The sequence below is a fragment of the Chryseobacterium sp. HMWF035 genome (assembly GCF_003094695.1).
GTDB lineage: Bacteria > Bacteroidota > Bacteroidia > Flavobacteriales > Weeksellaceae > Chryseobacterium > Chryseobacterium gambrini.
In genome coordinates this window covers 1-11,956 of the sequence record NZ_QEHP01000126.1, presented here as the reverse complement: position 1 = coordinate 11,956, position 11,956 = coordinate 1, and the positions used below count along the sequence as shown (strand labels likewise).

Annotated in this window: 12 protein-coding genes; 9 read left to right on the top strand and 3 right to left on the bottom strand. The window is 37.8% G+C overall.

Going from position 1 to position 11,956, the window contains the following annotated elements:
* Positions 1 to 23 precede the first annotated feature (23 nt).
* Positions 24 to 1,319 carry a tyrosine--tRNA ligase gene (tyrS, locus tag DD829_RS19865; RefSeq protein ID WP_108410957.1) on the bottom strand — a complete coding sequence of 432 codons (1,296 nt, stop codon included), beginning with the start codon at positions 1,317 to 1,319 and terminating at the stop codon, positions 24 to 26.
* 307 nt (positions 1,320 to 1,626) lie between these two features.
* On the opposite strand from tyrS, the gene DD829_RS19860 reads away from it, so the two are divergent.
* The 3 genes from DD829_RS19860 to DD829_RS19850 all read left to right on the top strand — a co-directional run bounded on the left by DD829_RS19860 (position 1,627) and on the right by DD829_RS19850 (position 3,979).
* The gene (locus DD829_RS19860) at positions 1,627 to 2,187 is read left to right on the top strand and encodes an RNA polymerase sigma factor (protein WP_076392236.1); all 561 of its coding nucleotides are present in this window, start codon (positions 1,627 to 1,629) and stop codon (positions 2,185 to 2,187) included.
* A 148-nt stretch (positions 2,188 to 2,335) separates the two neighbouring features.
* Complete coding sequence (locus DD829_RS19855) at positions 2,336 to 3,664, top strand: hydroxymethylglutaryl-CoA synthase family protein (RefSeq protein WP_108409068.1); 1,329 nt, start codon at positions 2,336 to 2,338, stop codon at positions 3,662 to 3,664.
* Positions 3,665 to 3,712: 48 nt separating this feature from the next.
* On the top strand, positions 3,713 to 3,979 hold the full coding sequence (locus DD829_RS19850) for a hypothetical protein (RefSeq protein ID WP_116548090.1): 267 nt from the start codon (positions 3,713 to 3,715) through the stop codon (positions 3,977 to 3,979).
* Positions 3,980 to 3,981: 2 nt separating this feature from the next.
* Here DD829_RS19850 and DD829_RS19845 read toward each other — a convergent pair whose 3' ends face one another.
* The gene (locus DD829_RS19845) at positions 3,982 to 4,905 is read right to left on the bottom strand and encodes an AraC family transcriptional regulator (protein WP_108408804.1); all 924 of its coding nucleotides are present in this window, start codon (positions 4,903 to 4,905) and stop codon (positions 3,982 to 3,984) included.
* A 181-nt stretch (positions 4,906 to 5,086) separates the two neighbouring features.
* Between DD829_RS19845 and DD829_RS19840 the strand changes: the two genes are divergently transcribed.
* The 3 genes from DD829_RS19840 (at position 5,087) to DD829_RS19830 (ending at position 8,554) form a co-directional block, all read left to right on the top strand.
* Positions 5,087 to 6,616 carry an aldehyde dehydrogenase family protein gene (locus tag DD829_RS19840; RefSeq protein WP_108408805.1) on the top strand — a complete coding sequence of 510 codons (1,530 nt, stop codon included), beginning with the start codon at positions 5,087 to 5,089 and terminating at the stop codon, positions 6,614 to 6,616.
* Positions 6,617 to 6,877: 261 nt separating this feature from the next.
* Complete coding sequence (adhP, locus tag DD829_RS19835) at positions 6,878 to 7,915, top strand: alcohol dehydrogenase AdhP (RefSeq protein ID WP_076392242.1); 1,038 nt, start codon at positions 6,878 to 6,880, stop codon at positions 7,913 to 7,915.
* A 255-nt stretch (positions 7,916 to 8,170) separates the two neighbouring features.
* On the top strand, positions 8,171 to 8,554 hold the full coding sequence (locus DD829_RS19830) for a DUF779 domain-containing protein (protein ID WP_076392244.1): 384 nt from the start codon (positions 8,171 to 8,173) through the stop codon (positions 8,552 to 8,554).
* Between the two features lie 145 nt (positions 8,555 to 8,699).
* On the opposite strand, the gene DD829_RS19825 is transcribed toward DD829_RS19830, so the two are convergent.
* Entirely contained in the window at positions 8,700 to 9,899 is a 1,200-nt protein-coding gene (locus DD829_RS19825) for a dicarboxylate/amino acid:cation symporter (RefSeq protein ID WP_108409899.1), read from the bottom strand.
* A 94-nt stretch (positions 9,900 to 9,993) separates the two neighbouring features.
* Between DD829_RS19825 and DD829_RS19820 the strand changes: the two genes are divergently transcribed.
* The 3 genes from DD829_RS19820 to DD829_RS19810 all read left to right on the top strand — a co-directional run bounded on the left by DD829_RS19820 (position 9,994) and on the right by DD829_RS19810 (position 11,888).
* Positions 9,994 to 10,914: a DnaJ C-terminal domain-containing protein gene (locus DD829_RS19820; RefSeq protein WP_076392250.1), complete on the top strand. Its 921-nt coding sequence runs from the start codon at positions 9,994 to 9,996 to the stop codon at positions 10,912 to 10,914.
* Between the two features lie 3 nt (positions 10,915 to 10,917).
* On the top strand, positions 10,918 to 11,220 hold the full coding sequence (locus tag DD829_RS19815; RefSeq protein WP_076392252.1) for a chaperone modulator CbpM: 303 nt from the start codon (positions 10,918 to 10,920) through the stop codon (positions 11,218 to 11,220).
* A gap of 128 nt (positions 11,221 to 11,348) precedes the next feature.
* Entirely contained in the window at positions 11,349 to 11,888 is a 540-nt protein-coding gene (locus DD829_RS19810; protein ID WP_108409898.1) for a YcxB family protein, read from the top strand.
* The last annotated feature ends 68 nt before the right edge of the window (positions 11,889 to 11,956 follow it).

Sequence of the window (11,956 nt, the reverse complement as noted above, 5' to 3'; positions counted from 1 at the left end):
GATTTATACTATATTATTAACTTTTAAATTACTTTCACGATAAAATAGCTCTTCTTTCCTTTTTGTAAAAGTAAAAACTTACCGTCAATCAGATCACTTTCATTAGCTGTGTAAACATCATTAATTTTCTGTTTGTTTACCGAAATAGCATTTCCTTTCAGTTCTCTTGTTGCTTCACTTTTAGACTTTAGAAACCCTGATTTTTCAGAAAGCAAATCGATAATATTTACTCCTAAAACATCATTCTTTGCTACCTCTTTCTGAGGAACTCCGTCGAAAACTTCAAGAAATGTTTCTTCATCAAGACTTACCAGATCTTCAGCCGTAGAACGTCCGAAAAGGATTTCAGAAGCTTTCAGTGCTTTTTCGTATTCATCTTTTCCGTGAACCCAAGCCGTAACTTCCTCAGCTAATTTTTTCTGTAGTTTTCTTTCGTGTGGAGCCGTTTTATGCTCTTCAATTAAAGTTTCAATTTCTTCTTTCCCTAAAAAAGTATAGAATTTAATAAATCTTTCCGCATCTTCATCCGTTGCATTCAGCCAGAACTGATAGAATTTATAAGGTGAAGTTTTCTTTTTATCCAGCCAGTAATTTTCTCCGCTTTCAGACTTTCCGAATTTCGAACCGTCTGCTTTTGTGATCAAAGGAACCGTTAAGGCAAAAGCTTCACCCTGTGCTTTTCTGCGGATCAGTTCTGTACCGGTCGTGATATTTCCCCATTGGTCAGAACCGCCCATCTGAAGCTTAACGTCATTATTCTGGTATAAATGTAAAAAATCGTATCCCTGAATCAATTGATAGGTAAACTCAGTAAAGCTCATTCCGTCAACACCTGCTTCTCCGGAAAGTCTTTTCTTCACAGAATCTTTCGCCATCATATAGTTGACGGTAATATTTTTCCCGACATTTTTTGCAAAATCAAGGAAAGAAATATTTTTCATCCAGTCGTAATTGTTCACCAGTTCCGCTTTATTCGGCTCGCTTCCCGAAAAATCCAGAAATCTGGAAAGCTGGTTTTTCAGACAGTCTACATAATGCAGCAAAGTATCTTCATCCAGCAGATTTCTTTCTGCAGATTTTCCCGAAGGATCACCAATCATTCCTGTTGCACCCCCTACCAAAGCAATCGGTTTATGACCGTGCTGCTGAAAATGAGCCAGAATTTTTATCTGAATAAGACTTCCGATATGTAAAGAATCTGCAGTAGGATCAAAACCGATGTAAGCTGTTGTCATTTCCTTATCCAGTTGTTCGTCCGTTCCGGGCATCATGTCGGCAAAAAGCCCTCGCCATTTCAGTTCTTCAATAAAAGAGTTCATTATTTTCTGCTTTAAAATTTAATGTGCAAAGATAATCATTTCAGGGGAATAAGGCGAAGACAGAAACTTTCAATTCAGGATGAAAAACAGGTTGATTTTTTTAGGAGCTGTTTCCTGCTCTCCGCACTCGCTATTTTGTTTGATTTTGGTTTCGGCGGCAAAGCCGCCGAAACCAAAATCAAACAAAATGAGCTCAGACAAATGCTGCGATCAGGGCTAAACCTCAGTCGGAATACAAATTGTACAGAAAAAATCATTTGATCTCCTGCATTGTATTTTCAGCTAAAATCAATTATATTTGTTAGTAATGAACGACGAACAATTATTTCCTCTCATTCAGAAAGCGAAGGAAAAAGACCAGAAAGCGCAGACCAGGCTCATCAACATTTTTTGGGTTGATGTTTTTTCTTTTGTAATGAAAAAAGTTCACGACGAAAATGATGCAGACGAAATCACCGTAAATGTTTTTTCAAAAGTTTTATCAAAGCTGGATATGTTTGATCCTCATTTTCAGTTTAAAACATGGATTTTAACTATTGCTCAAAATACCATCATCGATTTTTGGAGAAAAAAAAGCCGCGAAAATCAGGATCCTACAGAAAATTTGGATGAGGTAAAAAACCAGTATGCCAAATCTCCTGAAGAATTGATGATTTCCGAAGAAGAACAGAAGAAAATCATCAAAACAATAGAATCTTTAGATGTCAATTATCAGGAAATCATTCGTTTAAGATTTTTCGAGGAAAAAAGCATCAAAGAAATTGCTGAAGAATTAGGCATTTCTGTTGCCAATACAAAGGTCCGTGTTATGCGTGCAAAAAAAGTCTTGGCAGAACTGTTGAAAAATAATGAGTTTGAGGATCAATAATCACAAACTTTTAAAATCCCGATCTTAGAATTTAAAAAATATAATTTTCCTGAATTTTATCATATTCTGAATAAATTTTCAATAATTGCTAAAAATCATATATGATTAAACGTTTACATTTTCTAAATTCGTGTGAAAATTAAGAAATATGACTTTTGGAATTGAGGCAGCAAGCTATTATGTGCCTTCATTATATTTGGAAATTAAAGATTTAGCAGAAAAAAGAGGAATCGAACCTGCAAAACTCGAAAAAGGATTGGGATTGCATAAAATGGGCTTTCCCGATGTTCATGAAGATGCCGCAACTTTCGCAGCAGAAGCATTACTTAAACTCATAAAGGATTATAACATTAATCCGAAAGAAATATCAAGAATTTATTTAGGAACAGAAAGCGCTTTGGATGCCGCTAAACCAACCGCTTCTTACGCTATGCAGATGGTGGAAAAAGTTCTGGAAAAAGAATTCGGAGAAAGAACTTTCAGAAACTGTGATGTGGTAGATATGACTTTTGCGTGCATTGGAGCAGTAGATGCACTTCATAATTCTTTAGATTTTGTAAGAGCAAATCCTGATAAAAAAGCGGTAGTCATTGCAAGTGATTACGCAAAATACGAACTGGCTTCTTCCGGAGAATACACACAGGGTGGAGGAGCAGTTTCGGTTTTAATTTCTTCAAAACCTGATCTCATTGAAATTGAAAACAACTGGGGAGTTGCCACAGAATCGGTCTTTGACTTTTTCAAGCCGCGTCGTCAGTTCAAAAAAGAAGATTTAACGAATGCTCCCGAAAGTTTTCCGGAAAAAATAGAAATTTTCACGGATGAACCCGTCTTTGACGGACAATATTCCAACCAGTGTTATCAGGACAGAATTAGAGAAGCCTACGATCATTATAAAGAAATTACAGGACTTAATAAACCTTACGAAAACTGGAAATATCTGATCTTCCATCTTCCCTACGCCTTCCACGGAAAGAGAGTTTTCACAGAAATTTACAGCTTAGAAAACGGTTTGTCTTACCAAACGCCTGAAGAACAAAAAGCAGTGGCAAAATCTGATGGTTATATTCAGTTTATCAATGATAAAATTGAAAAATCGCAAAGAGCCTCTTCGGAAATCGGAAATATGTATACCGCGTCTATTTTTATGGCTTTACTTTCTGCTTTACAGACTTCTTTTAACGAGAATGAAGAATTGGCAGGACAACAAATAGGATTTTTAGGATACGGAAGCGGATCAAAATCTAAAGTTTTTGCCGGAAAAGTTTCAGAAAACTGGAAAAAGGTGGTCAAAAAATGGAATTTATTTGAAAGTTTAAAAAACAGAACAGCAATTGATTTTGAGACTTATGAAAAACTACACAGAAAACAACTGCAAAATTCTGTTAATGAAAATTATAAAGGTTTCGGACTGAAATCTGTGGAATTGGAAAATCCTGTTTTGAAAGGAGCGAGATATTATGATTATCAAAAATAAAAACTTAATGAAAAACACTCTATCTTTGGGGTGTTTTTTTATTATAGCGTGAAAATAGAAAGAGTTATTGAAGAATTTAATCAATCGGATGAATATCTTAACAGAGAATATATTCTAAATATTTCTCCAGAAGAAATTTTAGCAACTTTGGATGATTTGGTGTTATCAAAAGATGATTTTCCACATGAAATATATAATTGTTATGATCTTAATGAAAATCAAATTCAAAAATTGAGACCATTTTTAACGGAAGAAATCTATCCTGATTTTGATAAGTATACGTATCAATTATCTTGTTATGAAGATAGATATTAAAATTAATCCCAAAGCCCGATTTTATCCTGATAGCTCTTCGGCGTTACTCCCACTAATTGCTTAAATACTCGTGTAAAATAATTCGCATCCGAAAACCCTGTCTGATAAGCCGTTTCTTTAATGCTGTTCTGGTTCGCCAAAAGTTCTTTTGCCCGATTGATTCTTTCCTGCAAAATAAACTCATTCGGAGAAGTTCCCAGTTCGTCTTTAAACATTTTAAAGAAATTGGATTTACTTACATACGCCATTTTTGCAATGCTGTCTATCGATAATTTCTGATGAAGGTTTTTCTTAATATAATCTACGGCAAAACCTATTCTGGATTTGTTTTTAACAATATTTTTTTCCACCATGCTTCTTGCCTGCGTCTGCATCAGACGGATCAGAAGTTCCTTCAAAGCAAAATCTGCCATAATATCCTTTTGTGAATTATCGTCCATCGCAATTCTCATGATATTATTCGTTGCCGAAGCCAGAGACTGATTATTAAACAGAAAATACTCATCCAGTTCAATATTCCATTGCGAAGTTTCATCCACCTTTGGAAGATGATAATTGAGGTGATTGAGAGAATTCTCTATAAATTCAGGATTCAGGCTAATAGAAATACACTGGGAAGGCGTTTCATCCGCTTCCGGAAAATCGATCACCATCGTTTCTCCCGGCGAAACCAAAACACTTTCTCCCGGAAAATAATCAAAATAGCCCGTTTTATGATCTATTTTCATATGCTTTTTCCCGCGAAGCATTGCCGTGAATGCAATCGTTTCAAAATGCAGTTTTACATCGAAAGCAGCCTTATGCGTTTCGTAGATGCTGAATTCACAATTGTTTAGATTGAATTTTGTCTGATTTTCAACCAAGTGCATAAGCTGGTTTTCCCTTTTCAATTCAGGAGTTTCTAATAAAATCTTGTTATTGTTCATTTCTAAACATTTTTAATAGCCTGTTTACTCAAATATAGAAAATAATCGGCTTACAATACTGTTAATGAAATAATAAAATTCTACGTCTGCACGATTTTGAAGTTTTTTTGTACGATTGTGCTATCCGAATCTCTAAGGGAAGTGTAATTTGGCAATAAATAAAAATTAAAATTGTACGAATATGAGCACTACAACACAACAACAATCAGACACATTACTACAGTGGCCTGAATTTAAAAAAAGATATGACAACTACATCAACGGGCAATTTACAGCTCCGGTCAACGGACAGTACTTCGATGTAGTTTCCCCCATTGACGGTAAAAATTTCACACAGGCAGCGCATTCATCCAAAGAAGATCTTGAACTGGCGGTAAATGCGGCCGAAAAAGCATTCCAAACATGGAAAAACACTTCTTCCACAGAAAGAAGCATCATTTTAAACAAAATTGCCGACAGGATCGAGCAGAATTTAGAATACATCGCAACCGTTGAAACCATCGATAACGGTAAGGCGGTAAGAGAAACTTTAGCCGCAGATATTCCTTTGGCGATCGATCATTTCAGATATTTTGCGTCCGTTATCAGAGCGGAAGAAGGTTCTCACAACGAACTGGATAAAGATACCGTTTCATTAATCGTTCACGAACCGCTTGGAGTAATCGCACAGATCATTCCGTGGAACTTCCCGATCTTAATGGCAGTCTGGAAATTAGCTCCGGCTTTGGCAGCAGGAAACTGCGTCGTTTTAAAACCTGCAGAAAGTACTCCGATTTCCATTATGGTTCTTATGGAACTCATCGGCGATTTACTTCCGGCAGGAGTGGTAAACATTGTGAACGGTTTCGGAGCAGAACTGGGAAGAGCTTTGGTAACCAACCCGAAAGTAGCAAAAGCAGCCTTTACTGGTTCTACAGCAACCGGTAGACTTGTTATGCAGTACGCAACAGAAAATATAATCCCGGTAACGTTAGAATTAGGAGGAAAGTCTCCAAACGTTTTCTTCAATTCGGTAATGGATGCAGACGACGAATTTTTAGATAAAGCCATCGAAGGCGCAGTTCTTTTTGCTTTGAATCAGGGTGAAATCTGTACCTGTCCGTCAAGATTACTGGTTCAGGAAGATATCGCAGATGCTTTCATTGCCAAAGTGATTGAAAGAGTAAAAGCCATCAAAGTCGGAAACCCTTTAGACAAAACCGTAATGATGGGAGCACAGGCTTCACAGATTCAGAAAGACAAAATCCTTTCTTATATCAAATTAGGAAAAGAAGAAGGTGCAGAAGTGCTTGTCGGAGGCGATGTAAATCACGTTGGAGAAGGTCTGGAAAACGGATATTATATTCAGCCGACCATCTTTAAAGGAAACAACAGAATGAGAATCTTCCAGGAAGAAATTTTCGGACCTGTTCTGGCATTCACCACCTTCAAAGACGAAGAAGAAGCATTAAAAATCGCAAACGACACCATTTACGGTCTTGGAGCGGGAGTATGGACAAGAGATGCGCATCAGCTTTATAAAATTCCGCGTCATATTGAAGCAGGAAGAGTTTGGGTAAACCAGTATCATGCATATCCTGCAGGAGCACCTTTCGGAGGATACAAACAGTCGGGAATCGGTCGCGAAAATCACAAAATGATGCTGGATCATTACCGCCAGACCAAAAATATGCTGATTTCCTACAACAAAAACAAACTAGGTTTCTTTTAATCTTAAATATTAGGGCGTGCCCGTTTTCCCCGTCTCGGCAACGGGGAAAAACGGTCGGGCTATTCAGGGCTCCACTTCGTTTCGGTGCTCCGTTTCACTCCGCACCGGCTCGTTCCTCGCCGCCCTTCCTATCCCTCACGCGAACAACCATTCGTCCTGATCCGGAATTTTCGGGTGAGCAGGAATTTTCATGTCATTTAGACCCGTATCAGGAATTTAAAAAAACAGACTAAACTTAAAACCAACTCAAAAAAATAAATAATGATTCCAAAAACAATGAAAGCAGCAGTTGTTCAAGGCTATGGACAACCCCTGAAAATAGAAGAAGTTCCCGTAAGAGAACCCGGAAGATATGAAGTACTCGTAAAAGTAATCGCTTGTGGTGTTTGTCACACAGATTTACATGCAGTGGACGGCGATTGGCCTGCAAAACCGAAAATGCCTTTAATTCCGGGACATGAAGGAGTAGGGATCGTGGTTGCATGTGGTCCTGAAGCTTTTGTAAAAGAAGGAGATGCAGTGGGAGTTCCGTGGCTCTATTCCGCTTGCGGATGCTGCGATTATTGTATCACAGGCTGGGAAACACTTTGCGAAGCACAGAAAAACGGAGGATACAGCGTTGATGGAGGTTTTGCCGAATATGTCATTGCAGATTCACGATATGTAGGACATCTGAAACCGGATGTTAACTTTTTAGAAATTGCGCCGATTCTTTGTGCGGGAGTCACCGTATATAAAGGTTTAAAGGAAACGGAAACAAAACCGGGAGAATGGGTTGCCATTTCAGGAATCGGTGGATTGGGACACGTTGCTGTTCAGTATGCAAAAGCAATGGGAATGCATGTCGCCGCTATTGATGTTGCAGATGATAAACTGGATCTGGCTAAAAAATTAGGCGCAGATCTGGTCGTGAATGCCAAAACAACAGATCCCGGAGAATACCTTCATAAAGAGGTTGGAGGAATGCACGGTGCATTAATAACAGCAGTATCTCCGATTGCCTTCAAACAGGGAATTGATGTCCTGAGAAGAAAAGGGACAATCGCGTTAAACGGTCTTCCGCCGGGATCATTTGAACTTCCGATTTTTGAAACCGTATTAAAAAGAATCACGGTGCGCGGTTCCATCGTAGGAACTCGAAAAGATCTTCAGGAAGCACTGGATTTTGCAAATGAAGGACTGGTAAAAGCAACGGTAACCGCGGCAAAATTAGAAGATATTAATGATGTTTTCGACAAAATGAAGAAGGGGCAGATCGATGGCAGAATTGTTCTCGATATTGCAGGAAGTTCGAATTAAACAGAATTTAAGGTTTCGGCGAAATGAAATTTCGCCGAAACTTTTTAACTTTATGTAAGAAAAATAATAACATAGGAAACGGAGGCGTTAAGAACATGATTTTTACGAATGGATCAAAGAAGAGATAATGACATTCAGAAATACCGAAAATGTTGTCATTCTGACGAAGGAAGAATCTAAACCTTATTTATAAAGATTTTTTACTTCACTTCTGAACTGTGTTCGTACACCTTTAATTCAATAAAAATAAAAAAAATGCAAACAAAAATAGCAAGACTTTCAGCAACCGAAAAAGCTCTGGAAGTCATTTGGGAACTGGAAAAAAAATATGGTGACCTGATGTTTTATCAGGCAGGAGGCTGCTGTGAAGGAACGCAGCCGCAGTGTTTTGAAAAAGGGGGATTTTACCCAAGAATGAACGATGCGATGATCGGAACCATTAACAACCATGAATTCTGGATCGACCGTGATCTCTTCGAATACTGGAAATATTCACATTTTACACTCGATGTTGTCGATGGCTTCGGACCGGGCGGATTTTCTTTAGAAACGCCTCTGGGAAAAACATTCAAAGTCATTTACAGACTTTTCACGCCGGAAGAACTGGAGAATTTAGAACCGGTGAAACGCAGTGAATAAAAATCTGCTCAATCGGCACAATCTGCGAGATAAAAAAACATAAAGTCTCATGCAGATTTAGCAGATGACGCAGATGTTTAAGTTAAATATTATTCGTGCAATTCGTTAAAAAACATTCGTGCAATTTGTGTTAGGTACAAAAAAATCAAACCTTCACAAACCTACTCACAAACATAGAAGCTACCAATTGTCCGACTGCATTTAAAACCGTTGCCAAAGGATCAACCAGAGTTCCGATAATCATCACTGCCGGAATTGCTTCCTGTGGTAATTTGTAAACGGAAATCATCAACATTTCTCCAATATATCCTCCGTTCGGAATTCCTCCCGCAACAATGCTTACAAAAACAGTAATTCCCAAAGCTAAAAGAAGATTCATGGGATCAAAAAAATCTCTTCCGATGATTAAGAATGCCACATAAATCTTAATGATCGACGACATGGAAGAACCGTTTTTATGTAAGGTTGTCCCAATCGGGATCACAATATTTGAAATCTGGCTTGAAATTCCGATTTTTGAAGCTGCAAGTAAATTAGCAGGCATCGTGGCGAAACTGCTGCAGGTACTCAAAGCGGTTAAAGTGGGGAAAATAGCATTTGTCCAGAAACTTTTAACCCCGTTCTGTCCTTTTGCCATAAAAGCATACAGCGAAAAAAAGACCAGAAAATAGACTACTCCTGCAATATAATACAATCCTAAAGGTTTCGCATAAAATCCGAAAAGCTGAGGTCCCAAAGTCGCCACCTGATACGCAAAATAAGCGCCCAAACCAATCGGGGCAACTTTCATAATCAACAGAAGCAGTTCCTTCATCACTTCATAACCCGAAGCGATAAATGAGCGGAAAGCCTGTCCTTTTTCTCCCGCTTTTCTGGCTGAAAATCCCGTCATGAAAGCAAAAATTAAAAGAGCCAGCATATTTTGTCTTGAAAAAAGCTGCGTAAATTCTCCTACCGTAAAAAATCCTACGATTCTGTTTCCCCAACTGTCATTGCTCGTGGCTTCCTCCACAATTTCAGAACTTCCCGAAACTCCGGAAACCGGAAAAAGATAAACGGCACAAATCGTGAAAACGGCTGCAGTTAAAATAAAAAACAGAAAGGTAAAAGCCATAGTTACCATTATCTTTCCAAATTTAGACTGCTGCTCTAACGAAGCAATAGAATTGGAAACGGCAAAGAAAACCAGCGGAACTACACTTACAAACAGCAGGTTCAGGAAGATTTCTCCCAAAGGTTTTATATAATCCACAATATCGGGAGCAACAATTCCGATGATGCTTCCGACAGAGATTCCCAACAGTAAAAGTAAAATTCCGGAGTAGGTTTTCAACACTTCTTTCATGCGTTGCTTTTTAACCAAAGATAGCTTAATTTTTAACATTCCGTTATATAAAATTCAGTCATAAAATCCTTAAATTTGAGTAAACATCGTTTCTATGGCTTATATAGATTACTATAAAATTTTAGGCGTAGACAAGAACGCAACGCAGGAAGATATCAAAAAGGCATATCGGAAACTCGCAAGAAAATTACATCCCGATCTCAATCCTGATGACAAGGAAGCCGAAAGACAATTCAAAGAGCTGAATGAAGCCAATGAAGTTCTGAGCAATCCCGAAAACCGTGAAAAGTACGATAAATACGGAGAACACTGGAAGCATGGCGAAGAATATGAAAAAGCCCAGCAACAGCAGCAAAGACAATATCAAAACCAGGGAGGAAACTTCGGAGGCGGATTTTCGGAAGCGGATTTCGGCGACGGGGAAGATTTTTCAGATTTTTTCCAGAGTATGTTTGGCGGAGCAGGAGGAGGTTTCGGAAGAAATTCAAGGGGAAGTGCGTCGGGAAAATTTAAAGGACAGGATATTCAGGCAGAATTAACTTTAACCTTGAGAGATGCCGCAACAACACATCCTCAGACTTTTGATATCAATGGCAAAAAAGTAAGAATTACGATTCCGGCAGGAGTGTATGACGGTCAGCAGATTAAATTAAAAGGGCACGGAAATCCCGGTTTCAATGGCGGTCCAAATGGAGATTTATACATTACTTTCAATATCACTCCTGATCCGAATTTTGAAAGAACCGGCAATGATCTGAAATCTAAAGTTTTGATTGATCTGTACACTGCAGTTTTAGGCGGTGACGTAAAAGTAAACACGCTGAACGGAAGTGTAAATCTGAAAGTAAAACCTGAAACACAGAACGGAACAACAGTAAGACTGAAAGGAAAAGGCTTTCCGGTGTACAAGAAGGAGGGAGAATTCGGTGATCTTTTTGTGACCTATGAAGTGAAATTACCGACAAATTTAACTGAAAAGCAGAAAGAACTTTTTGAACAACTTAAAAATTCCTAAGCCATGAGTGAAAGAATATCGAGGGAAGAACTCGTAAAAATATACAATGTAGAAATTACTTTTTTTGATGAACTGGTGAATTCCGGATTGCTCAATATTCATACAGAAAACGAAATCCGTTATGTGATGTATGAAGATTTGCCCACGTTTGAGCGGTTTACCAACTGGCATTATGATCTGGAAATCAATCTTCCGGGTCTGGAAGTGATCCATGAAATGCTGAAAAAAATGGATGATCTGAGACAGAGGAACCGTGAACTGATGAATAAACTTTCTGCAATTGCAGATAAATATGAGGATGGGTAATTTAGTTGATAGCTGAAGCATCATGATTGATGATTGATGTTTTGGAGTTGTGAAAAAACAATAGATCAATAAAGAGATCATCATTTAATTAAATTTTTCATTTAGCTTTGCATCAGAAATTACTGTTTATGAATGAAGAGAAAAGTATTGTTTTAAAGCCTAAAAGGAAAGACTTCGAAGAAATATATTTCAGCGGAAATCAGGGAAGTTTGTTTTTTTCATCAACTACCAGAGGAAAAACGATTACAACGATTGTGATTGCTGTTATTTTACTGATCGTTTTTGTTTTCAGAAATGATTTTACCAAAGAAAAAGCGGGAATTTTATATTTTGTAAGTTTTTTGTTTTTGCTGTGTGCGGTTTTTCTTTCTGTAAGCATCAACAAAGTTTCGAGATGGAAAAAGCAGGTTAATAATTACTTGAATAAGCTTGAAAACTGTAAAATCTACGAAATCCGGTTTGATGAAAATTTCTTTACCGTAAATATCGATGGCGAAAAAGAAACCAGCGAATGGAAAGATTTTACTTATTTTGACAGCAATAATGAATTCATTACCGTTGAAGGAAAATACAGCTATATGTTTCCCAGAAAATCAATGAGCGAAAAGGAATACAGCTTTCTGAAGCAGGTTTTAAAGAAAGGTAATGTACTGAAAAATAGTTGGTGAAATTCAGGATATATTTTAATAAATTATGCACGTTAATCCGAAGAGGACAAAAGCACTGGTGGAGATCA

Coding starts and splice junctions, on each gene's coding strand:
- DD829_RS19860 (WP_076392236.1), top strand. CDS start 1,627: ATGAACGACGAACAATTATTTCCTCTCATTCAGAAAGCGAAGGAAAAA.
- DD829_RS19820 (WP_076392250.1), top strand. CDS start 9,994: ATGGCTTATATAGATTACTATAAAATTTTAGGCGTAGACAAGAACGCA.
- DD829_RS19810 (WP_108409898.1), top strand. CDS start 11,349: ATGAATGAAGAGAAAAGTATTGTTTTAAAGCCTAAAAGGAAAGACTTC.
- adhP (WP_076392242.1), top strand. CDS start 6,878: ATGATTCCAAAAACAATGAAAGCAGCAGTTGTTCAAGGCTATGGACAA.
- DD829_RS19845 (WP_108408804.1), bottom strand. CDS start 4,905: ATGAACAATAACAAGATTTTATTAGAAACTCCTGAATTGAAAAGGGAA.
- DD829_RS19855 (WP_108409068.1), top strand. CDS start 2,336: ATGACTTTTGGAATTGAGGCAGCAAGCTATTATGTGCCTTCATTATAT.
- DD829_RS19815 (WP_076392252.1), top strand. CDS start 10,918: ATGAGTGAAAGAATATCGAGGGAAGAACTCGTAAAAATATACAATGTA.
- tyrS (WP_108410957.1), bottom strand. CDS start 1,319: ATGAACTCTTTTATTGAAGAACTGAAATGGCGAGGGCTTTTTGCCGAC.
- DD829_RS19840 (WP_108408805.1), top strand. CDS start 5,087: ATGAGCACTACAACACAACAACAATCAGACACATTACTACAGTGGCCT.
- DD829_RS19825 (WP_108409899.1), bottom strand. CDS start 9,899: ATGAAAGAAGTGTTGAAAACCTACTCCGGAATTTTACTTTTACTGTTG.
- DD829_RS19830 (WP_076392244.1), top strand. CDS start 8,171: ATGCAAACAAAAATAGCAAGACTTTCAGCAACCGAAAAAGCTCTGGAA.